The 22,545-nt window shown below is 54.8% G+C and carries 18 protein-coding genes and 1 pseudogene; 5 read left to right on the forward strand and 14 right to left on the reverse strand.

What is annotated here, in order from left to right; genetic code table 11:
• Together BAA01_02180 and BAA01_02185 are read right to left on the reverse strand one after the other, a co-directional pair.
• A complete protein-coding gene (locus BAA01_02180; protein ID OUM90668.1) occupies positions 1-966 on the reverse strand; it encodes an ATPase in 966 nt (321 codons plus the stop codon).
• Between the two features lie 250 nt (positions 967-1,216).
• A complete protein-coding gene (locus tag BAA01_02185; protein ID OUM90651.1) occupies positions 1,217-2,005 on the reverse strand; it encodes a hypothetical protein in 789 nt (262 codons plus the stop codon).
• A 285-nt stretch (positions 2,006-2,290) separates the two neighbouring features.
• Between BAA01_02185 and BAA01_02190 the strand changes: the two genes are divergently transcribed.
• From BAA01_02190 to BAA01_02205, 4 genes and pseudogenes are all read left to right on the forward strand, one after another.
• The gene (locus BAA01_02190) at positions 2,291-3,646 is read left to right on the forward strand and encodes a hypothetical protein (protein OUM90652.1); all 1,356 of its coding nucleotides are present in this window, start codon (positions 2,291-2,293) and stop codon (positions 3,644-3,646) included.
• A complete protein-coding gene (locus BAA01_02195) occupies positions 3,607-5,067 on the forward strand; it encodes a hypothetical protein (GenBank protein OUM90653.1) in 1,461 nt (486 codons plus the stop codon). The genes BAA01_02190 and BAA01_02195 overlap by 40 nt, the downstream gene beginning before the upstream one ends.
• Positions 5,000-5,722 (forward strand): hypothetical protein, encoded by a 723-nt coding sequence (locus BAA01_02200; protein OUM90654.1) that lies wholly within the window; start codon positions 5,000-5,002, stop codon positions 5,720-5,722. Before BAA01_02195 ends, BAA01_02200 begins: the two co-directional genes overlap by 68 nt.
• Positions 5,703-8,739 (forward strand): annotated as a pseudogene (locus tag BAA01_02205) (hypothetical protein). Before BAA01_02200 ends, BAA01_02205 begins: the two are co-directional and overlap by 20 nt.
• Positions 8,740-8,756: 17 nt before the next feature.
• Here BAA01_02205 and BAA01_02210 read toward each other — a convergent pair.
• The 4 genes from BAA01_02210 to BAA01_02225 form a co-directional block, all read right to left on the reverse strand.
• On the reverse strand, positions 8,757-8,984 hold the full coding sequence (locus tag BAA01_02210) for a hypothetical protein (GenBank protein OUM90669.1): 228 nt from the start codon (positions 8,982-8,984) through the stop codon (positions 8,757-8,759).
• Between the two features lie 45 nt (positions 8,985-9,029).
• The gene (locus BAA01_02215) at positions 9,030-9,374 is read right to left on the reverse strand and encodes a hypothetical protein (protein ID OUM90655.1); all 345 of its coding nucleotides are present in this window, start codon (positions 9,372-9,374) and stop codon (positions 9,030-9,032) included.
• On the reverse strand, positions 9,371-9,661 hold the full coding sequence (locus tag BAA01_02220) for a hypothetical protein (protein ID OUM90656.1): 291 nt from the start codon (positions 9,659-9,661) through the stop codon (positions 9,371-9,373). Before BAA01_02220 ends, BAA01_02215 begins: the two co-directional genes overlap by 4 nt.
• Positions 9,662-9,976: 315 nt before the next feature.
• Entirely contained in the window at positions 9,977-10,429 is a 453-nt protein-coding gene (locus BAA01_02225) for a hypothetical protein (GenBank protein ID OUM90657.1), read from the reverse strand.
• 676 nt (positions 10,430-11,105) lie between these two features.
• On the opposite strand from BAA01_02225, the gene BAA01_02230 reads away from it, so the two are divergent.
• A complete protein-coding gene (locus tag BAA01_02230; protein OUM90658.1) occupies positions 11,106-11,762 on the forward strand; it encodes a hypothetical protein in 657 nt (218 codons plus the stop codon).
• A gap of 39 nt (positions 11,763-11,801) precedes the next feature.
• On the opposite strand, the gene BAA01_02235 is transcribed toward BAA01_02230, so the two are convergent.
• The 8 genes from BAA01_02235 to BAA01_02270 all read right to left on the reverse strand — a co-directional run bounded on the left by BAA01_02235 (position 11,802) and on the right by BAA01_02270 (position 22,525).
• Positions 11,802-12,341, reverse strand: a complete 540-nt coding sequence (locus tag BAA01_02235; GenBank protein OUM90659.1) for a hypothetical protein — start codon at positions 12,339-12,341, stop codon at positions 11,802-11,804.
• Between the two features lie 123 nt (positions 12,342-12,464).
• Positions 12,465-13,748, reverse strand: coding sequence for a phosphoribosylamine--glycine ligase (locus BAA01_02240; GenBank protein OUM90660.1), 1,284 nt, complete (start codon positions 13,746-13,748; stop codon positions 12,465-12,467).
• Between the two features lie 181 nt (positions 13,749-13,929).
• Positions 13,930-15,600, reverse strand: a complete 1,671-nt coding sequence (locus BAA01_02245) for a hypothetical protein (protein OUM90661.1) — start codon at positions 15,598-15,600, stop codon at positions 13,930-13,932.
• A 442-nt stretch (positions 15,601-16,042) separates the two neighbouring features.
• The gene (locus BAA01_02250; GenBank protein ID OUM90662.1) at positions 16,043-17,596 is read right to left on the reverse strand and encodes a bifunctional phosphoribosylaminoimidazolecarboxamide formyltransferase/IMP cyclohydrolase; all 1,554 of its coding nucleotides are present in this window, start codon (positions 17,594-17,596) and stop codon (positions 16,043-16,045) included.
• Positions 17,597-17,866: 270 nt separating this feature from the next.
• Positions 17,867-19,759, reverse strand: coding sequence for a hypothetical protein (locus tag BAA01_02255; protein OUM90663.1), 1,893 nt, complete (start codon positions 19,757-19,759; stop codon positions 17,867-17,869).
• A gap of 66 nt (positions 19,760-19,825) precedes the next feature.
• Positions 19,826-20,035 (reverse strand): hypothetical protein, encoded by a 210-nt coding sequence (locus BAA01_02260; GenBank protein ID OUM90664.1) that lies wholly within the window; start codon positions 20,033-20,035, stop codon positions 19,826-19,828.
• Positions 20,016-21,431 carry an amidophosphoribosyltransferase gene (locus tag BAA01_02265; protein OUM90670.1) on the reverse strand — a complete coding sequence of 472 codons (1,416 nt, stop codon included), beginning with the start codon at positions 21,429-21,431 and terminating at the stop codon, positions 20,016-20,018. The genes BAA01_02260 and BAA01_02265 overlap by 20 nt, the downstream gene beginning before the upstream one ends.
• Before the next feature lie 143 nt (positions 21,432-21,574).
• Positions 21,575-22,525, reverse strand: a complete 951-nt coding sequence (locus BAA01_02270; GenBank protein ID OUM90665.1) for a hypothetical protein — start codon at positions 22,523-22,525, stop codon at positions 21,575-21,577.
• Between the last annotated feature and the right edge of the window lie 20 nt (positions 22,526-22,545).

Below are 22,545 nucleotides of genomic sequence, written 5' to 3' on the forward strand. Positions count from 1 at the left end.
CTACTCCGCACTCCCTTGATAGACATCGTTTCTTTCTCTAAGCATTTTTTCAAGAAGTTCGGTACTTACTTCATGCGAATCGTTTAATATCGCTTCTTTTAGAGCATCATCACAAGCTTTCGTGATTTCTGCGTGGCTTAAACGGGATGATATTTTAGCTAGTCTGTCGAGATCCAGTTCTTTTCTTTTAAATGTACCTAAACGATTTGAAATTAAACGATGGATTTGTTCATCATCTGGCAATTGATAATATAACACGTCGTCAAATCTTCGAAACAATGCTTGATCTAACAGTTGGTGATGATTGGTCGCGGCAATGATGATGCTGGAAGAATTGTCCTGTTCTAGCAACTGCAAAAAGGTATTCAACACCCGCCGCATCTCACCGACGTCATTGTCACTGCCCCGTTTTGCGCCAATGGCATCAAATTCATCAAAAAGGTAGACTGCTTGAACTTGCTTTATGGTGTCAAAGATGTGACGCAATTTTATGCTTGTTTCACCCATGTATTTGGTGATCATTTTGTCCATCATGATGGTGCAAAATGGTAAATGGAGTTCGCCTGCCAGAATTTTCGAGGTTAACGTTTTCCCTGTGCCAGGGGGGCCGGCAAACAAAATTTTTCGCCGGTTGCTCAAGCCATATTTTTTTAGTTTTTCCTGTTGCATAAACTCTTTGATAATCCGCTCAATCCGATTTTTAATCGTCAAAGGAACAACAAGTGTGGACAATTTTTCTTCCACTAGGGTGGCATGGATCAATTCATTGGCATCTTTATCGAATTGCACAATACTTGAGGTTGTCCGTTTTGATTTTTCGACGATATCTCGGATATCTCTGGCCAATGTGGTATGGCCCTTTTTCGCTTCATAAGCGGCAACTTGTAGTACGATGGTCTTAAATCGTTCATCATTTTTCTCAAAATGTGACTGTATGAGCATTTTGATTTGATCTGCCGTCGCCATGGAACATCCCCGTCCCTCCACTTTCACATCATTTTACCATATTTTATGGTAATTCCGTTGTTCGATGAAAAAGCCTCTTGATAGCTACATCGGCCTTCTTCACTTTCTGCACCAACCGCCGTCAATGTTTCGAAGAGGATAAAAGTTGGCATCAAATAACCGGACTCCATATGGGTCCGGGTCCATTCCTCTGTTTGTTTTGTTTGTTTTATCCACCCATGCAACAAGTGGCCGGTTCGTGGCCTGCGGATTATTGTTTCGGCAATTCCCGCTTGATGCGTTCGATCTCTTCCTCGCTCAACTCGGTCGTCTCGACGATGAAGGGAATGTCCATGCCCTTTAGCAGGAGTTTTCTCGCCACGGCTCTTTTGCCTTCTTCCCGGCCTTTTTCCAGCCCCTCTTTCAGTTTATGTTGCAAGGCTTCGTCAAGGATACGTTCAATGTTGGTTTGCATGTCACTCACTCCCTTCTCCTTTATGGCATTCACCAGTTCTTCTACGGTTTGTTGTTCCATGCGGTGGACATCGATGAGCATGTAACGGAAGTTGAGCAGTTCATCACCAAAAAGGCTTTCTCCTTTGAGCATTTGGCGAAAGGTTCGCGCCGCCGTCCAGGGCGCTTTTCCGTTGTAAAGGACGATGGGGACGATGGGCGGCAAGCGAAAGTCTTTCCGGGCAGCTTCCTTTGTTTCGATGTTTTTCATGCAATCCCGCCAGATTTCCACTTGATACAGCAGCAGGCGGTAGGGCATGTGGAAGTCGACGGTGGACTGCAGTTCCATCAGGATGTAGAAGATGATTTCCGGTTGATCGTCTTCTGCTGTGCGTCGGAGTTCGTAGACGATGTCCGCCTCTTTGTCCCGAAAGTCGGGCAGAATGTACGTTGTCTCCGGGCGGTACAGGTGGTCTTCGTCGATCTGGTGCACCCAGTCCCGTGGGATGAACGCCCGCAAGAATTCCAGAAAGGCCCGTTTACTGTGAAACAAGTATTTGTAGCCTTTGTCGTCCGGTTGGTGAGGGGGTGTTCCGGATGCGGGCATGGGTGCACCTCCGCCGTCGGACGATTCAGGATTTGCCTTTATTATAGCTTCGGATAACGCGTTCATCTATGCCGGTCCAACTCCTTGCACGATCATCCGATCCACTCCACAAACGCAAACGCCTTCTTTCCCAACCCATTTTCTATTTCCAACTCCTATTTTGCATCCGCAAATCTCAGGGAAACGAGCGGCGTTGCCCAGAAACACCTTCAAGGCCTCTCACCATATCCGTCCCGAATGTTATAATAGTCTCAAAATGTCAAAGCTTGTCAGGAGTGAACCACCCTGTTGCCTGCAGATATACTAGATTACCTTCAAAACCACCTGTTATTGGCGAATGAAGAGATCGACACGCTCGACATCATGGAACAAACGGATCGGTTCGATGTCCCGCTCATCCGGCGAACAGCCCGAACGAGGCGAAAGGTGGCCACCCTTACCATCGGCAAAAAAACAGAACCTGTCTCACTGGCTCCGGCAGAACTGGTCAAACAATTTCCCAGCCCGCGGGTCAAACGTTCGCTCAAGGGTTCCGACGAGGTGTATGCTTGGTTGCGGGATGGCTGGATCATCCGGGAAGTGCGTTACCATCCAGACGAAAAATCGGTGCAAGCAGAACATTATCGCATGGGGCTGACATTGTACCGCTACCAGGAAAGGGTAAAAAAGAGGCAGCATCAGGAAAAGCTGGAGGCCCTCGGCCATTGGCTGCAGGCCTGTCAAGCCGCGCTTAACAACGGTTCCCCGCAACCGCTTCAGCCAAGCCCCGTGCCAGAATCACGGCAACCGGTTATCCAGCGCTACCAAGAGCTCCTGCAACAGCTGGCAACAGCTTGCCAAAGCGCGCTTCTCCGACAAGAGTGTTCGGTACTTCATTCATCTCTTCCCGTTGACTGGCCCTTTGCCAAACAATTGTCTTTCCTTCATTTTTTGCTGGCTGTTGGCCAATTGGCCGCCACGCGGCCACAGTTTGACTGGAAAGAAATCGGCGCCGTGTACTACAAAGAAATCGGCGGTTCCAAAAAGTTTGACGGGCATAAGGAAGATTTTCTCGCCGCTCTGGAAGAGATACTGGAGGCACCTGCCGAAAGCCTGGGCTTGCTCAGTATGGGAACCGTAACCCCCATCTTTTTCAGCGGGAACATGCAAGGACAGACCGCCAGATATACCTTTGGAACGGTCCATGCCACCACCCACTTGGCCGTGTGCGCCGATACCTTTTCAACGACAGCGGAACACCTGTGGCTGGTGGAAAGCCGCGCGGTGTTGACACGCATGGCATACGAAGATCACTTTTTGCCCGCAACCAACAGTCTCCTGATCGGTGTGGACGGGCAAGTGCGAAGCGGCCACAGGCGCCTGATTCAACAACTGCTCACCCACTCCCCGTCTTTGCGGCAAGTGCTCATTTGGACCGACCATGATGAAGCGGGAATGACCATTGCCGAAACGCTGTACCGGCTCGTTGAGCCGCATCCCGTCCAAGTCAAATGGATCTTGCCACATGCCGTATGTCACATGTGGAAAGCGTATGAAGAAGCCATTCAGACATTCAAAAACAAAGGCGGCGAGCAAGAGGCATATTTGGGAGGCCCCACACAATGGAAGATACGGATCCATCAACCACAGCCCAACCGTTGATCTCCATTTTTCAAGCCGACCAGCACCAGCCGCAACTGCGGCAAGTCATGAACGATATGACCACCCTCGCCGGCGTCATCAGTGAACTGAGTTCCAAAGAATATTTCCAGTCCCCGCTGCACACCCTCCGGTTTTTGCGGGTTTTGAACATCATTCATGAAGAAGCGCCGGGACTTGCTTCCGCCATTGAAAATGAACATACCATCTTTTATCGTTACCGCCACCAATACGGCAACGACCCGGACATGTCCCTTCCCTTCATCCAACACCTCGTCTATGTCCTGGCCAAATACAACTGGATCATGAAGTCGGCCAAACGCATTCACATGCGGGATGTCGGCAAGCGGATGATGGACGTGCTGATCCGGCTGGCCAACGACTCCCTCGCCTACTACATGAATGACGAAGTGGCCCGGTCCCTCTTTCAAGCCAAGCGGGATGCCGAATTGAGCGAGGCCTATGACGACAAAGGCATCTCAGGGGGCAACAAGCTGGCCAGCATGATCAAAAATGTGGAGAATGCGATTGAACTGTTAAAAGAACGGCAACTGGAATACTTGGCTGACCGAAACGCCCTGCCCCAAGTCCAAATCATCAATGAATTGATGCGGGAATTGGAGCAAAAAATGCAAGAGCGGTTTGAACGATTCAAAACCTTTGAAGAAGGTCTTCCCCTGGCCGCGTTGATCCAAAAAGGCACCGAAGTGATGACCGAAGGGACCAAAATCAGTGTCGGAACCATCAACAAAATTTTAAAATTTTCCTCCCTGCAACAAACCGGTTTCAACCATGTGATCCATCCCGAACTGTTTCGTCGGTTTATCATCCAAACCTTTGACAGCCCGGCAGACTCCGAGATACCAGACATGCACCAAATGCTGAGTTTTATGGAGCAGGGAAATTATCCCGGAGAAGAAATGGACGGCCTCTGGGTGCCGGTCAAATTCGCTTCCCCCATCAGCCCGCAGGCCATTCAAAGTGCCATCGACTATCTGGAAAACTATCAACCGATTACGGAGGAAATCGACCAACTGGTTCAACCGGAATATCATGAACCGTCGGAAATCCCGGAAAGCCAGCTGGAACAAGTGATGCATGAATGGTCCTGGCAAATGACCAAACAATTCATTGACACGAAAAAGCTGGAAGAATACCTGCTGCGCGTCGATGAAGCATCATTGGACGAGCTCCTCGCTGAAACCGGCGGGGAAACATGGAGTGACGCCTTAAACGGGCTCATCGGCGTGGCTGCCTTGATCGGCAACCGGCGGGCAGAAATCAGGCCGCCGGAAGCAGCAAGCGATTCTCCGCACCCTGCCCCAATACAACCAAGAGATTGGAAGTGGATCGATGATGAACAAGGAACCTTTCGCATCAGAAGAACACCCTTCGCCCCCACAGGAAACAGCGGCCAACCATAACCCGCTCTCCGCCATGCGAAACCTGCAAGGGATGCTCACGAAATCGGAAGAACTGGCCTTTATGCAGATCCTTTTCTCCTCTTCCGCCACCATCCGCAATGCCAATTTTGGCCTTTCCCGCAAGGAAGTGGAGAAAATGCTCGGCATCGCCGATGATGAAGAGGCTTTCCAGTCTTTTCTCACCCGCTTAAACCAAGCGCTCAGCCGGTACTTCCAAGTGATATACGACCAGCGGCGCGATCAGGTGGTGGCGTTGATGCGGGTGACGGCCAGGCAAGCCAAAGAGGTGTTGAGCAAAGAAAGTTTGTCCATCCTCATGTTCATTTTCTACCATCAGGAAGTGTTGCAAAACGAGTACACCCTTTTTTCACAACTGGTGGAAAGCTTTGGCCACGAATCGCTGAAAGCCGCCCAACGGATCCGCATCAACCTCGACACCTTGCGAAAAATCGGGGCCATTGAACCTTATGACAACACTTCCCATGAGGAGGCCTACCAATTAACGGCCATTGGGAGCCACATGTTTTCCGATTCTTTTCTCCGGCGGACAGCCGAATTCAGCCAATCCAACCAGCTCCATATGGAGGATGTGTTGCGCTTTTTCAAGCGATACAACTTGGAAGGCGGGGTGGCCCATGATTCCTTGGAGACTTAAGTTCTCCGGCATTCGCGACTATCTTCCCACTGTCATCGACCTGTCGGAGGAAACGGACCACATCCTGATATCCGGCCCCAACGGCGCGGGAAAATCCACCATCACCTTTTGCTGGGGCGCTGTCCTTTACTCCAGCAAAGTGGATCTCGAGGGCTTGCGCTCGCAAAACCTCCCGCCAGACCAAACCTGGCATGCAACCATCGAACTGGCGTTTAAAAACGCGGGCCAAGTTAAAGTGGACGCAGCACAATTTGTCCAGTTCTCCCTGCACATCGAGCAGCACAGCGGCGAGCCGATCAAAAAAGTGTTTTTCATCCATGAGGGAGATGAACTGGACCATTGGGAACGCACCACCAAATTTACCGCGGGAGATCAGAATTACAATTTCAGCGAATATAAAAAGCAAGTGACCGAAAAATACGCCGTCGATCCCGACGCCTTTTACCTGATTTGGTATCAAAAAGAAGTCAACCAGTTTGCCGTCATGCATCCTGAGGAACGGTTCCGCATTTTCAGCCAGATGTACGGCATTGAAACCATCCAAAAAAACTGGGAAGAAAGCCGGGAGCTGGTCAAAGAGGCGGAACAATCTCTTCAAGAGGCGGAGAACAACCTGCGCAACAAAAAGCTGGAATTAAGCCAAAAGAAAAAAGAACTGGATCGCTACCACGATCGCAACCGCCGCCTCGAGGAAGGGCTCAAACAATACTGGACGGCGCTGAAAGTCCTGGAAACGATCATCGGCGGAGAATTAGACACTTTGCAAAAACAAATCCTCAAACATGAAGAGGAAATAGAAACTTTGGAGGAGGCCGCCCAGCAACTGGAAACCGAAAGGACTGCACTGGAACAACATGTGCAGCAATTGAAGCAAGAAATGACCGAATGCGAACATCAACTGTCCGCCATCCAACAACACATTGAAAACAAGCAAGAACAGAAAAAGCGATCCTTGCAGCAAAAACAGGAGATTGAAAGGAAAATCACCCATCTGACCGAAAAAATCCGCCGTATCCCATATTCAGAAGAACAAGTCCGTCAACAGCTGGACCACACCCAAAAACAACTGCAAACCCATCTCGACAGACAATCCGCCCTGCAAGCGCAAGCCCATGACATCCGAGGCCAACTGGACCAACTACGGGATGCACTGGCGAAGTTACAAGCTGAAATTTACAACGATCAACAAAAAGAGGCGCGCTATGTCGATCTCCTCCAAACCTACCACTCCAGCCACGCCGTGCAAAGCCAACTGGAGCAAGTGGAACATCAACTGGAAACGGCCAAAGAGAAGACGGCCACCTTAACCAAGGAAAAACAACAACTGGAAACACTCTACGGCCAACTCACGCAAAACCGCCTTCTCAGCGCCCGGCAAGAACAAGCCCTCTTGAACCTGCAACGGGCGGGAATCGAGGCCTACCCGCTGCGTGAACTGGTGGAATTGGATGCTGCCGCCGGAGCGGCCGATCAAACGCTTTTTTTCCGGGGAAATGCCGAAAATCGCCAACGGCCTGTTGATCGACACTCAAGGCATCCGTGGCCCACAGGAAGAAAAGCGCTTGATCCTCAGCGAAGTGGCCATTCAAAGGTACAAGGAAGAAGTGCGGAAACAGATCAAAACCCATGAAACGGAACTGGCCGCCTTGGCTACCCAAATCGGACAGTTGCGAAAACAACAGCATACGCTCGCCCAAGCATTAACCGCGGTGAAAGAAGCGGAAGCCTTTCAGACCACGGTGCATGAACGGATGCTCCGCCAAACGAAATTCCAACAATTTACGGCCACCAAAGAACAACTGTTGGAAAAAGAAAAAGACCTCCGGCAACAATTGGAACAACTGAGCCAGCCCATCGCCGCTTGCAACTGGGAAATCCGGCAATTGGAAGCATACGCCGCCGTTTACCAGGAATTTGCCAGTGAACGGGAACAAATCGAACAGCTGTATTTCTTGGAAGAAGCCATTCAGCAGCTGGAACATGCCATCCTTCAAGAGAAGGCAAAAGAAGAAGTCCTCAAAGAATCCCTGGAACAAAAAGGCCGGCAACATGCGCGGCTGAAACGCCAACTTGACGAACTGCTTTCCCAACTGAATGAGCAAAAAAGAAAACTGGACCGGACGGAACAACTGCTTCGCGAAAAAAGAGAAGAATATGTGGCACGGGAAGAAGAAATGATTGAGATAAAACGAGAATTGAGCGCGCTGGAGGATAAAGTCCCGCGGCATCTGGAACAGTTCCAAGCCACCAATGGAGAATGGCCTGCTTGGAACAAATCCCAGGCCAAAAACAACAGAGAACAGGGCAAAACCACATTCGAATTTGCGCTGAATGAAAAAGGCATTGATGAAGCGGCGCCGGAAAATTACAGGATCATCAAGGAAGAGTATGAGCGTTTAAGCAAAGAAGTTGACAGTTCCCGAGCCCTCCTGGAAGAACAAACCGCACGGATGGAGCGATTGAAGGATGATTTGGAAACGACGATCAACATGCGCGTCCTGGAAGTGAATCAAAAATTTTTTAACTACATGAGCCATTTCCATTTCGAAGGCAAGGTGGAATGGGACATGTATGCCGACCGGCGCAATCAGATCCACTACGCCCTCTATTTGAAAGCACGCAAGGAAGGGCATCGGGGAAAAATGGAAGATGTCAGCGTCAAAGCCAGAGGCGGCAAAGTGGGCAGGGGGGTCTCAGGCGGTGAAGAGTCGCTCAGCTCCCTCCTCTTTGCGCTTGCGCTCATGCAAAGCATCCAAGCCAGTCCGGGATACATCGTGTTGGATGAATTTGACAGCGCTTTGGATGAAGGCCGGAAGGAAAAAGTGTTTGACCTCTACGAAAGGGAACTCCAGCGGAAGCTCATCATCCTCACGCCAAAGTCCCATGAAGCGGAATATCTCTACCGATTTTCAAAGGCTTATGTCGTATCACACGATCCGTCCATTCCGGAAAGCCGGGTGTTCAAGGTGATGCGGGATAAAAAGCGTGAGCATGCTCGAAACAATCCATTGGGATGAGCGTTCCCGCACGCAATCTATTGCTTCGGAAGCTCCCGTTTGATGCGCTCGATCTCTTCCTCGCTCAGTTCGGTCGTCTCGACGATGAAGGGAATGTCCATGCCCTTGAGCAGGAGTTTCCTCGCCACGGCTCTTTTGCCTTCCTCTCGGCTGAGCTCCCGACCTTCTTCCAAACCAATGGCTCGGCCTTCTTCCAGTTTCTGTTGCAAGGCCTCGTCAAGTATGCGCTCGATGTTCGTCTGCATGTCGCCCACTCCCTTCTCCTTCATGTGAAGCACAATTTGTCCGCCCTATTCCATATTTTCAGATTCCATTAATATTTGCTGGATCATCGGCTTTAACCGTGGAAGTTCTTTTTCGACGACTCCCCATACTATCTTTAAATCAACACCAAAATACTCATGGATCAAAACATCCCGTAACCCTGCCATTTCACGCCAAGGGATATGGTTGTATTGCATCCTTAAATCCATTGATAATTTCTTGACTGCCTCACCAATGATTTCCAGATTTCGGATGACTGCATCTTGTATCAATCTGGATTTGAAAAATTCATCCTTTCCTCCCGAAATGAATGATTCGATGTGTTCCATGCTGTCAATGATATGATTTAAATAAAACTCATCTTTTTTCATAATTGGATAACCTCGTTCATGATTTGTTCTCTTAACAGTTCATGAACCGCTTGATCAGTAAGTACATCTACTTTTCGTTCAAGAAGAGATTCAATTTCTTGTTTAAATCGAATGAGGTCAAATAACGTTCTTCCATCTTCGATTTCCACCAACAAATCAATATCGCTATCCAATCGTTCCTTGCCCCGGGCTACTGAACCAAAAATCCTGACATTACGAATGCCATTCTGTTGCGCGATGGCTAGGATCTCTTGCTTTTTTTCTTTTAACAATTTCAGCCCGTTCATGGCAATCACCTCAAAATCGATTATACCATCAGGAAATGCGACGAATCGATGCGCCTTCGGGAAAAACTACGTTTGCCGGTTCCGCGGCACCCATCTGTTTGGAACCATCTTCCAACGCATTTTGAATAAACTGCTGCTCATGGACTTTTGAATCCGGAAATGTTGTTTATTGCTCGCGGTCAAGGAGGCCGCCCCTGAAAGTGGTCTCTTTGCCAAAAGTTAAAAAGAACGGGTCTTTGTAGACGTCAAGGATAAGGGATGGCATGCGATGGACGACCTTACGCAGTTTAGAAAAGGTTTCCATGCAGACGATGCTTATTGTTGCTGCCATGAATCTGAAAAAATTGGCCACCTGGCCATGGAAGTCAGGTGGCTCCAAACTTCGTAGTTTATTGAGCAGCTCATCGCCAAAAAGGCGTTCTCCTTTGAGCATTTGGCGAAAGGTTTGCGCCGCCGTCCAGGACGCTTTTCCGTTGTAAAGGACGATGGGGACAATGGGCGGCAGGCGGAAGTGCGAGCAGCTGCCTTTGTTTTAATGTTTTTCATGTAATCGCGCCAGGTTTCCACTTGATACAGCAGCAGGCAGTAGGGCATGTGGAAGTCGACGGTTGACTGCAGTTCCATCAGGATGTAGAAGATGATTTCCGGTTGGTCGTCTTGTGTTGAACGTCTCAATTCATAGACGATGTTCGCTTCCTTGTCCCGAAAGTCGGGAAGAATGTACATTGTGTCCGGGCGGTACAGGTGGTCTTCGTCAATCTGATGCACCCAGTCCCGCGGAATTAAACAAGTATTTGTACCCTTTGTCGTGCGGTTGGTGAGGGGATGTTCCGGATGCGGACATGGGTGCACCTCCGCCGTCGGACGATTCAGGATTTGCTTTTATTATAGCATCGGATGAAGGGTCCTTCTATGAGCATCCATCTATGCCATCCCGGCTCCTTAAATATCATCCAATCCACAAACATCAACAATGTGTTTTCCAATCCTCTTCTTACGTTTACAACCGCAAACTCCGTGTTAACAAACAAAGTTGCTCAGTAACACTTTCAGGGCCTCTCATCATAATATTCGTCCCAAATGCTATAATAGTCTCAAAATGTCAAAGCTTGTCAGGAGTGAACCGCCCTGCTGCCTACAAAACTGCAAGATTATCTTCAAAACCACCTGTTATTCCTCACGCCAAAGTCCCATGAGGCAGACTACCTCTACCGCTTTTCCAAAGCCTATGTCGTGTCGCACGATCCTTCCATACCGGAGAGCAGAGTGTTCAAGGTGATGCGGGACAAAAAGCGGCCGCTTACATGAAACAATCCATCCCGAAAACCTGACATTTCAACAGAAAGGAGGTCTCTCTATGAGCGACTCACAAAAAAGTGACCGTCAACCAAAGTCCAATAGCCACTTATGCGCCTGTCCAAATGAGAATAATCATCCCCCTTCAGTGATAAAAGAAGGCGGCCTCACCTACGAGGACTATGCCAAGCTCCCGGGGGACGGACCGCGGTATGAACTGATTGATGGCAAACTGACATTACTGGCTCCGGCTCCCCTGACCATCCACCAGATGGTCAGCCAAAACTTGCAATGGTGGATGATGCAGCGTTGTCGTCTTGATTATTTCATTCTTCAAGCTCCGATTGATCTGATTTTGACGGAAAAGGAAGTTTACCAACCTGACTTAGTGATGATCCATCGGCAACGCACAGACATTCTGACCAAGCGGGGCATTGAGGGACCACCTGACCTCATCGTGGAAATTCTCTCTCCATCCACCGCTTTGCGGGATAAAAGAGAAAAACGGGCCACCTACGCCCGCTTTGGGATCAAAGAATATTGGATTGTTGATCCGGTTCACCGGATCGTTGAACAGTTTCTGCTGGATGAAAAAGCCGATCAGTACAGATTGTATCAGGTATATGGTGTGACACAGGCAGATACCGCGATAGAGAAAACAGCAATGGAAGCAACAAATGAGGCATCACAGCAGGCCGGGAAAAAAGCCAGAAAGGGTGATGAGAACATTATCACATCACCACTCATCCCCTGTCTGCAGATACCGGTCAGTGAAGTGTTCCGCGATTTGGAGCTGATAAAATGAGCACCCTGACTCAGTCGGCATAATCAAAAAACCACAACTTCAGTTTTCAAATAACAATCGCAATGGAAAAGAGATACAGGTGAGCCGGGGAGATTGAACCACATCATCTTCCCCAAATAGGACAGGAAAATCATACCGTCCGTTCATCAGCCGATATTGTTCCATCAACCGGTTGGCTCCATCGACGATCCAATATTCCGGAACACCATATTTTTCGTAGGTTTGCCGTTTATCCCCCTTATCCCGCTTCGCCGTCGATGGGGAGAGAATTTCCACCACCAGGTCGGGTACACCCGCAATGCCCCGCTCGGTAATGATGTGTAGCCGTTCATTGCTGACGAACACGAGGTCGGGTTGTCTAACTTCTGTGTCAGAGAGAATGACATCAATGGGAGCAAAATAAAATTTCCCGTTTTCCCGGCAGTGCTGTTCAAACTGGTACACCAATCTTCTCAGGATCTCTTGGTGCAAGGTCCCGGGTGCGGGCGCCAAAAGTTCCAACGCGCCATCCACCAGCTCATAGCGAGGGCCATCCTCCGGCAAGCGGGCATAGTCCGCATAGGTGAGAGGTCCGGGCATCGTGCTCACCCTTTCACGAGGTGTCTTCTTGCTCTCATCATAGCACAATTCCGTTGATTGTGTGTGCCCTTGCCGTCGCTTTTCCCCTCACCGTCACTTTTGCCCCCACCCGGGTCAGCAATATCAATTCTCTTCCTTCAACCCCCGCAAACCGATGTCCCGCCGGTAGTGCATCCCCTCAAACCGGATCCCTCCAATCGCCTGATATGCCTTCTCGCGGGCGGCTGCCAGATCCTGACCCAGCGCTGTCACTCCAAGGACACGGCCACCGTTCGTCAGCCATTGGCCGCTTTCCCGGTTCGTTCCGGAATGGAACAGGTAGACTTCCCGTTGCTGCTGCTCCTCCGGACTGAAAAGACCCTGGATGACGCGTCCTTTCGAATAAGTACCGGGATACCCTTCCGATGCCAGAATGACACAGACGGCCGCCTCCTTGCGCCAGGTAAGGTTTACCTCATCCAATCTGCCGTCCACTACCGCCTCCAGCACCTCCAGCAGGTCGGTCTCCAGGCGCGGCAGAACCACCTGTGTCTCCGGATCGCCAAAGCGGGCGTTGAACTCAATCACCTTCGGCCCCTCTGCAGTGACCATCAGCCCGCCATAGAGGACGCCCCGGTAGGGCTTGCCTTCGGCCACCATGGCCTTGGCCACCGGCTGGAGAATGCGCCGGATGCTCTCCTCAATCACAGACTGCGGAAGCTGCGGCGTCGGCGAATAAGTGCCCATGCCGCCGGTATTGGGCCCACGATCGCCGTCAAACACCGGCTTGTGATCCTGCACCGGCACCATCGGCAGCACGGTTTCCCCATCCACAAAGGCCATCAGGGACAGCTCCTGCCCCTGCAGGAACTCTTCGATCACGACGCGGCTCCCCGCTTCGCCAAACACCTTCTCCCGCATCATCCGTTCCAGGGCGGCCTTCGCCTCTTCCAGCGTCATGGCCACTGTCACACCCTTTCCGGCGGCCAGGCCATCCGCTTTCAACACCACGGGAGCGCCATGTTCACGCAGGTAACGCAGCGCCGCTTCATAATCCTCAAACGCCTGATAGCGGGCGGTCGGGATGCCGTATTTTTCCATGACCGCCTTGGCGAACGATTTGCTTCCCTCCAGCATGGCCGCCTCCCGCCGCGGACCGAAGATGCGCAATCCTTCTTCCTCAAAACGATCCACCACCCCGGCCACCAAAGGAGCCTCCGGCCCCACGACGGTCAGGTCGATTCCCTCTTCCTTCGCAAACCGGACCAATCCCTCGATATCCGTATCTCCAATCGGCACACAGGTGGCCAGTTCGGCAATCCCCGCATTGCCGGGTGCACAGTAAAGGCGGCTGACGCGCGGGCTTTGGGAAAGCTTCCAGACCAGCGCATGTTCCCGGCCTCCCTGGCCAACGACCAGCACCTTCATCTTCCTCGTCCCCTCTCAACGTTCTTCCGACGAAATCAACATTTTCTATTATTGCATTTTCATTAATACGTTTCCTTCGTTAAATACACGAATACACGTTTTCATTAATACGCGTCTTTCACTAAATACATGTTCGTCCGTCACATGTCCATCCTTCCAAATTTACGTCACAACGGCGCTTCTATCCTTTCCAACGATAAACGCCCGTCAAATCCCGTTCATCAGCGCGCGGTTGAATCGCTTCCAAGGCTGTGGGAGTCAGATGCTGGAGCGGCAACGCCAAAAATTCCGCGCGGTCCGCCGCGTAAGATTGTGGCGCATGTGATTGCGCCGTGCGAGATTGCGCCTCGTAAGATTGGGCCGCCTGAACATGAGATTGTAACGCGTGAAATTGATCCGCGTGAGTTTGCATACTGTGAGATCCTGAGACAGCGACAAGAGATGGCGCTTTCTCCTCAATAGACGGCGCTTCCCCCTCTTTCCCGCCGCGGATCACCACTTCGGTGCCCAGTGGTGTCCAGGCGAAAAATCGGCGCATCGTCTCATTGTCCAGGCGCACGCATCCTAAGGTGGCCGCCTGCCCGATGGTTTCCGGCGAATTGGTGCCGTGAATGGCGTACCCTTCTGCAAACTCCAGGCCCGCCACACCATAAGGAGAAGAGACGGTTGAAGGGACGGTGAACAGCGGTTTCATCGCACTGGGCTGAACCGATTGTCTTACCGTCTGTCTCCCCGTCTGCCTTTCCGGCACGTTTCCTTGCGGCAGCCAAACCCTTCGGCGCACAAAAAAATCCCCTTCCGGTGTGGGGGATTGCGGCAGGCCCACCGCCGCATCAGCGGCCAGCAGCGTCAAGTCACCGGACGCCAGTTCCACCCGCCGCTCATCCGGAAAGATCAGCAATCGGATCGGCTCAAACCTGTGAAACTCTCCCGAAAATGAGCCGTTTTCACCCACCTTCCAATTGGGCTGAAGGGCCTGGGTGACAGCAACCAGAGGATCAACGAACAAGGATATCCCCTCTTTTGTCCCACCTGTGCTTGTCCCCTCATTCACCATTCCTCCTGGTGGTTTCTGATACACCCAGCCGCCCGTGCCGTCCCACCTGTCCACCACTTGCCGCTTGCCGTACACCGGATCGGGCGGAATGGCGGAGATGTAGTTGGACGGAAAAGGCCCGGTCAACTCGTCCAAGCTGTCCGGAAATTTCCCCTCCAGCCGGTAATATCCCAAAATGGCGGAACGCAGGTAGGTCAGTCCGAGACTGGCTTGATCGGCCTCTTCCCATACGCCCGGCCGCAACGCGCCCGGCTGAGCCGGTTGCTGATCCGCAGGACCAGAATGGTGGTAAAAATGCACATCCAACCGGTACTGCACCAGCCAGAACGCGCCCAACAGCCCCACCAGAAGCCCGAGCAAGAGCCCCATCAGCCCGATCAACGCGCGTGAGGAGCCGCCTTTTCCAACCGTGGAACGAGGCGCCACGGCAGAAGCGGTTTGCGCCGGATGCAGGGTCGTAGCCGACTGTAAGAGCGGAACCGGCCGCAAAGCCGAAACCGGCTGCAAGGTTGGCACCGGCTGCAACGACCGTTCCAGCTGCCGCCTCCGGTGCACGGCGCGGCTGAACTGTGTGCTGCTGGTGGCCGCCCGCTCGGCCCGGCGGTACAACTCCAGCGCTTTCTCCGGCCGCCCTTCCCGTTCCCGCAGCTCCGCCATCTGGAAGAGGGCATCGAAATCCTGCCCCAGGTAGCGCACTTTTTTCTGCAGGTAGAGCGGATCGCTCCGATCAATGTACAAGTTCCGCTTCAGCCGCTCCAGGTTCGTCCGTTCCCGAAATGGGTGTTCATGAGTCAAGAGTATCCCTCTTTTCCGGTCTGTGAGTTGGGTTTGGATCCATTTTTGCCCAATTTTCGAAAATCTAGACCGGAAAAGCAGGAGAAAGGGTTTTAACTCATGAAACCCTCCTTCGAGGTTGATCAGGGTTCGATAAACGGGAGTGAACGGGAGTGCTGTTTCAATGCCACGCAGCATACTTGGAGCAGTGTTTCAGTTTAAAGCAACGTTGCCTTGCTTCATGCTGGAGTGACACATTTTATAGCGACATATTTTATTATTAAAACATTGTTTCAAGCAATGCGTTTTTTGCTTGAGCATTGCATGTCGTGCTTGGCACGGCAATTCAAGCGCCTCTTTATCATAATACTGAACCATTGCGCTGAACCAACACAACTCAGAGCTTGGCGCTGTCCAATATACTTGGCCCTGTGCAATACTTGCGTTGTTCAATTGGCTTGGCTCAATGCTTGAAGTGGCGCACGCCGGTGAAGACCATGGCGATGCCGTGGCGGTTGGCCGCCTGGATGGAATCCTCGTCGCGGATCGAGCCGCCGGGCTGGATGATGGCCGTAATCCCCGCCGCGGCCGCCGCTTCCACGGTGTCCGGCATCGGGAAGAAGGCATCCGATGCGAGCACCGCTCCTCTGGCTTTCTCGCCCGCCTGCTCGATGGCGATCCGGGCCGCGCCCACCCGGTTCATCTGGCCTGCCCCGACGCCGATCGTCTGATAGTCCGCCGCCAGGACAATGGCATTGGACTTGACGTGTTTCACCACTTTCCAGGCGAAGAGCAGTTGCGCCAGTTCCGCTTCGCTGGGGGCCCGCTCGGTGACCACCTGCAGGTCGGTTGCCGAAAGGCGCCGCGCATCGCCCTCTTGCACCAGCAGGCCGCCCTGCACTGAGCGGACTTGCCAGCCGGCTGCCTGGGCCTTGGCGCTGTCAAGCTCGCCCACTTCCAGGAGGCGCAGGTTTTTCTTCCGCGTCAGGATGGCCTGTGCCTCTTCGGTAAACCCGGGGGCCAGGATGATCTCGAGAAAAAGCTGGCTCATGGCCTCCGCCGTCCGGACGTCCACCACCTGGTTGGTGGCGATGATGCCGCCGAAAATGGAGACCGGGTCCGCTTCATACGCTTTCTGCCATGCCGCAAACAGATCCTCCCCGATGCCGACGCCGCAAGGGTTGGTGTGCTTGACGGCGACCACGACCGGTTCGTCGAATTCCCGGACGATGGCCAGCGCCGCATCGGCATCCTGGATGTTGTTGTAGGACAATTCCTTGCCGTGCAACTGGCGGGCCGTCGCCACGCTGCCCGCTCCGGCCAGCGGCAGGCGGTAAAAGGCCGCCTTCTGGTGCGGGTTTTCCCCGTAACGGAGGGACTGTACCTTCTCAAAGGTGAGTGTCAGCCACTCCGGCTGCTCCTCGCCCGCTTCCCTGCTCAGGTATTCGGCGATCAGGGCGTCGTAGGCGGCCGTGTGCCGGAAAGCTTTGGCGGCCAGCCGGCGGCGCGTTTCCTCACTGACTGCACCCTCCTGGCGGAGTTCATCCAGCACCCGCGGATAATCCGCGGCATCCACCACCACCGTGACATCCCGGTGGTTCTTGGCCGCCGCCCGAACCATGGAGGGGCCGCCGATGTCGATGTTCTCAATCGCCTCCTCGAACGTCACGTCCGGTTTGGCGATGGTGGCCTTGAACGGGTACAGGTTGACCACCACCAGATCGATGGGCTGAATCGCATGGGCAGCCAGTTGCTCCATGTGGGAGGCATCGCCACGCACCGCCAGGATGCCGCCGTGAATCCGCGGGTGCAGCGTCTTCACCCGGCCGTCCAGTATCTCCGGAAACCCGGTCACCTCCGAGACGCTGGTCACCGGAATCTGATGTTCCCGCAGGAGCTTGAGCGTCCCGCCCGTGGAAAGAATCTCGAAACTCAACTGGTTCAGTTCCTGGGCAAAGTCCACAATCCCGGTCTTGTCGGAAACACTGATCAGTGCCCGTCGCTTTGTTCCTGACATTTGGCTGCTCCTTCCGTCATCCGTTCCGGATCTTGTTTCGTTGTCTTCCCAGTTCTTCCCAGATACAGACTTGACACACGCCCGAACGCTTGCCTTCCGTCAGTCCGCTTGCTTTCAGTCAGTTCACTCGCTTAAGTCCTTTCGTTTGCTGGAGTCCGTTCGCTTGCTTTCGGTAGCTCACTCGCCTTCCGTGCGCTCGCTTGCCCTCAGTTCATCCGCTTGCCTTCAGCTTCCTCACTTGTCTTTCGGTTCCGCTTGCTTGCCTTCGGTTCACCCGTTTGCCTCCGCCGGCCGGCTGACCAGCCGGCGCACCGCCTCCACCAGCAGGCGGTGCTCGACGCGATGGATGCGTTCCTCCAGGCTTTCCAGCGTATCTCCAGGTTCCACCGGCACCGGTTCCTGCAGGAAGATCGGCCCGGTATCCATGCCCTCGTCCACAAAGTGGACGGTCACACCGGTCACCTTCACCCCGTGACGCCAGGCCTGGCCAATCGCGTCTTTTCCGGGAAAGGCGGGAAGCAGGGAGGGGTGCAGATTGATCATCTTTCCCTCATAGGCGGAAAGCAGTGTCGGGCCCACCAGCCGCATGTAGCCGGCCAGCACCACCCAGTCCACACGCTCCTCCTGGAGGCGGTTCAGGATCTGCCGCTCGTAGGAAGCTTTGTCGGGAAAATCTTTCGGCCGCAGCGCCAGCACCGGAATCTCCAGCCGTTTTGCCCGCTCCACCGCGGTACAGTCGGGCCGGTCGGTGACCAGCAACGCGATGCGGGCCGGAATCTCCCCGCTCCCGCAGGCATCAGCCAGGGCCTGGAAGTTGCTGCCGTTTCCGGAGGCGAACACGGCCAGACGAGGGAGAGGGGACGGCGAACCGGCTCCTGGATCTCCGGTTCCACCTGACTCTCCAGCTGCCCCTGATTCTCTGGTTTCTCCTGATTCTTCGGTTGCTCCAGATTCACGATTTTCTGAAGTTGAAACGCCTGCGCTTTCCCTAAATCCTTCCGCATTTCCTTCCCTATTTCCTTCCCTGATTCCTTGCGCGCCTCCGTCCGCACTTCCCTCCGTTGCCCGGTTGCCTGCCCCGTCGCTTGCCCTGTTCCCGTTTCCCTCAACCAGCCGGACGCCCTTTCCGGGCACCACCTGGCCGATCAGGAAGGCTTCTTCGCCCAGCCGGCGGGCCGCATCCAGCACCGTTTCCGCCTCCTCAGGCGCAACAGCCAGCACCAGGCCGATGCCCATGTTGAAGGTCCGGTAGCATTCCCCCTGCGACAACTGTCCCACCTGCTGGAGAAGCCGGAAAACGGGCGGAACCGGCCAGGCACCCAGCCAGATCTCGGCACCCAGGCCCGGCGGCAGGATGCGGGGGATGTTTTCCAAAAAGCCGCCGCCGGTGATATGGGCCATCCCCTTGATATCATGCCGCTCCAGCAACCGCAAGACGGTCTTGACGTAGATGCGCGTCGGGGTCAGGAGCACCTCGCCCAGCTCGCGCCCGTTCAGTTCGTCCAGCGGTTGCCGCAAATCAAAACCGGCCTTCTCCAAAAGCAGGTGGCGAACGAGTGAAAAGCCGTTGCTGTGCAAACCGCTGGAGGCCAGGCCAATGAGCCGGTCCCCGGCCCGGATCCGGCGGCCGTCCACCAGTTTGTCCGCTTCCGCCACGCCGACGGCAAAACCGGCGATGTCATATTCCTCCGGGGCGTACATCCCCGGCATTTCCGCTGTCTCGCCGCCGATCAGCGCGCAGCCGGCCTGCCGGCACCCTTCCGCCACGCCGGCCACAATCTGCTCCACCTTCTCCGGGATCACCTTGCCCAGGGCCAGGTAGTCCAGGAAAAAGAGCGGTTCCGCCCCCTGCACGACGACGTCGTTGACGCACATCGCCACCGCGTCGATGCCGATCGTCCCGTGCCGGTCCAGAGCCTGCGCCAGCATCAGTTTGGTTCCCACCCCGTCGCTGCCGGACACCAGAACCGGCTCCCGGTAACGGGCGGTATCCAAACGGAACAGCGCGCCGAAGCCCCCCAGTCCAGACAGCACCTCCGGCCGGAACGTGCGCTGGACGTGCCGTTTCATCCGCTCCACCGCACGGTTTCCCGCCTCGATGTCGACACCCGCCTCGCGGTAGGCATCCCGCGTCAAACCTTCCCGCGTCGATCCCTCTGCCATCCCGATCCCCCATTCTCTGTCGATCCTGCCAGGATACGTAATGGAACTGGCTTCTACTTGCTAACTCTAAAACAAGCATGGATGATAAGCATGCCGGTTTACATATCCGTTTGAAAGGCATGTCGGCATGTTTGTAAAGGCATGTTTTCGAAGGCGAGCAGTTTTTTTCGCAAAACCCTTTCTATGAAGAACGTGTTCTATGAAGAACATGTTCCAGTTCTCCCGAAACCCGTTCCGGGTCTCCCCGCCGGCCCGCTCAATCCGCCGCCAGATCACCCGGGATCTCCGTCGGGTATTCCCCCGTAAAGCAGGCCAGGCAGTGCCCACGCTGCCAGTCGGTCGGCGAGGCAAACGGCCGGCCGATCGCCTCCAGCATCCCCTCGATGCTCAAAAAGGCCAGGCTGTCCGCGCCGATCGCCTGCCGGATGGCTTCCACGCCTTTGTCAGCGGCGATCAGTTCTTCGCGTGAAGAGGTATCCACGCCATAGAAACAGGGGTGCTTGACCATCGGCGAGCTGATCCGGACGTGCACCTCTTTCGCGCCCGCTTCCCGCAACAGCTGGACAATCCGGCGGCTGGTGGTTCCCCGGACAATCGAGTCGTCAATCATTACCACGCGCTTCCCATCCACCACCTTGCGCACCGCCGAGAGCTTCATCTTGACACCCTGCTCGCGCAGCGCCTGACTGGGGCGGATAAAGGTCCGGCCGACGTAACGGTTCTTCACCAGCCCCATTTCATAGGGAATCCCGCTCGCCTCGGCAAAGCCGATGGCGGCCGAGATGCTGGAGTCGGGCACCCCGGTCACCACATCCGCTTCCACCGCGGCCTCCTCCGCCAGCCGTTTGCCCATCCGCTTGCGCGCCATGTGGACGTTCACCCCGTCAATGTCGCTGTCCGGACGCGCAAAATAAATGTATTCAAAGGTGCAGAGCGCCCGCCGGCCGGCATTGGCAAAGCGCTGGCTGCGCAGGCCGTCCCTGTCGATCACGATCAGCTCGCCCGGTTCCACATCCCGCACATAGTCGGCGCCAATCGCGTCAAAGGCGCAGGTTTCCGAAGCAAACACATAGGCGTCTCCCAGCCGGGCCAGCGAGAGCGGACGCAGGCCGTTGGGGTCGAGGGCGACCACCAGTTTCTCGTTCGTCATGATCAAGAACGCGTAGGCTCCTTTGAGCATCTGCAGCGCTTCCTTGACGGCCTCCTCCACCTCGTCATAGGCGGATCGGGCGATCAGGTGGGCGATCACCTCCGTGTCGCTGGTGGTCTGGAAGATGGAACCCTGCCGTTCCAGATACCGCCGCAACGAATCGGCGTTGACCAGGGCGCCGTTGGTGGCCACGGCCAGTTCGCCGCCGCGGTAGTTGAACACCAGCGGCTGGGCGTTCAGCAACACGCTGCCGCCGTTCGTCGGGTAGCGGACATGGCCGATGGCCCGCTCTCCATGGAGCTTTTGCAATTCTTCCGCATGGAACACCTCGGTGACCAGCCCCATCCCGCGATGAAAGGTGAACCGCTGGCCGTCGGAGGTGACGATGCCCGCGCTTTCCTGTCCCCGGTGCTGCAGCGCGTGCAAGCCGTAATAGGTCAGTTGCGCCGCATCGTGGTGGCCCCAGATCCCGAACACGCCGCATTCTTCGTGCAGTTCCTCGCCCGCCCAGGGGAGGATCAGGCACTCTTCCTCCCAAGGGGAGGTGGCACCCGTTTTGTCCGCATTCATTGTCCTGCCCTGGTCCAGGGCTACGATGCGCCCTTGACCCGGTAACATGTCACGTCCCTGATCCGGGAGGATAAATCCCCCTGGAGCAGGGAGAACTACTCGGCCTCCATCAGCCATGGAATCGCCTCCTGCCAAGCCTCTTTCAGGGCACCGAGCGGCTGCACGGCCACGATTTGCCCCCTGTACTGGATGACCAGTGGCGCTTCATCACCGCTTCCTGCCACACGGCCAATCTCGACGCACGGCACACCCAGTTCCCGGGCCAGCTTCTGAATCGCCTCGGCCCCTTCCGGACCGGCGCTGACCAGCACCCGGGACTGCGATTCACTGAAGAAGTACAGCTCCGCTTCCAGCTGCCGGAGCACCTCACGTTCCGCCGGATCGGCGCTTTCTTCCGCCAGTTGTTCGACCACCAGCTGTCCTTCCCACTCGCCGGGCTGAATTTCCACCACCGCCCCCTTGCCGCCTGCAATCGCCGACTCGCACAGCGCTGCGGCCAGGCCGCCTTCCGACAAGTCGTGGGCGGAAGCCACCCAACCCTCGCGGATGGCCGTCCGCAAGCAGGCCTGCAGGCGTTTTTCCGCCTCCAGATCGAGCACCGGAACCGGGCCTTCAATGCTGCCCAGAAGCATTTCCTGGTACTGACTGCCACCCACCTCGGCACGAGTCTCGCCGAGCAACAGCAGCCGGTCTCCCTCGTTCTTGAAGGCAATGGTGGTGATCTGTTCCGGTTTCTCGATCAGGCCCACCATGCCGATGATCGGCGTCGGGTAGATGGCCTCGCCGCGCGTTTCGTTGTACAGGCTGACGTTGCCGCTGATCACCGGCGTCTCCAACGCACGGCAGGCCTCGCCGATGCCGGCCAGCGATTCCCGCAATTGCCAGTAGATGTGCGGTTTTTCCGGACTGCCGTAGTTCAGCCCGTCCGTCACGGCGAGCGGCTCGGCCCCGCTGCAGACCAGGTTGCGGGCCGCCTCGGCAACGGCAATCGCGCCGCCCATCCGCGGATTGAGGTAGACGTAATGGGCGTTGCCGTCGGTTGTCACGGCCAGGTGCTTCTCTGTTT

This window comes from Bacillus thermozeamaize (genome assembly GCA_002159075.1).
GTDB lineage: Bacteria > Bacillota > Bacilli > ZCTH02-B2 > ZCTH02-B2 > Bacillus_BB > Bacillus_BB thermozeamaize.

Coding starts and splice junctions, on each gene's coding strand:
- BAA01_02250 (OUM90662.1), bottom strand. CDS start 17,596: ATGTCAGGAACAAAGCGACGGGCACTGATCAGTGTTTCCGACAAGACC.
- BAA01_02185 (OUM90651.1), bottom strand. CDS start 2,005: ATGCCCGCATCCGGAACACCCCCTCACCAACCGGACGACAAAGGCTAC.
- BAA01_02200 (OUM90654.1), top strand. CDS start 5,000: ATGAACAAGGAACCTTTCGCATCAGAAGAACACCCTTCGCCCCCACAG.
- BAA01_02180 (OUM90668.1), bottom strand. CDS start 966: ATGGCGACGGCAGATCAAATCAAAATGCTCATACAGTCACATTTTGAG.
- BAA01_02215 (OUM90655.1), bottom strand. CDS start 9,374: ATGAAAAAAGATGAGTTTTATTTAAATCATATCATTGACAGCATGGAA.
- BAA01_02210 (OUM90669.1), bottom strand. CDS start 8,984: ATGCAGACGAACATCGAGCGCATACTTGACGAGGCCTTGCAACAGAAA.
- BAA01_02220 (OUM90656.1), bottom strand. CDS start 9,661: ATGAACGGGCTGAAATTGTTAAAAGAAAAAAAGCAAGAGATCCTAGCC.
- BAA01_02235 (OUM90659.1), bottom strand. CDS start 12,341: ATGCCCGGACCTCTCACCTATGCGGACTATGCCCGCTTGCCGGAGGAT.
- BAA01_02240 (OUM90660.1), bottom strand. CDS start 13,748: ATGAAGGTGCTGGTCGTTGGCCAGGGAGGCCGGGAACATGCGCTGGTC.
- BAA01_02255 (OUM90663.1), bottom strand. CDS start 19,759: ATGGCAGAGGGATCGACGCGGGAAGGTTTGACGCGGGATGCCTACCGC.
- BAA01_02195 (OUM90653.1), top strand. CDS start 3,607: ATGGAAGATACGGATCCATCAACCACAGCCCAACCGTTGATCTCCATT.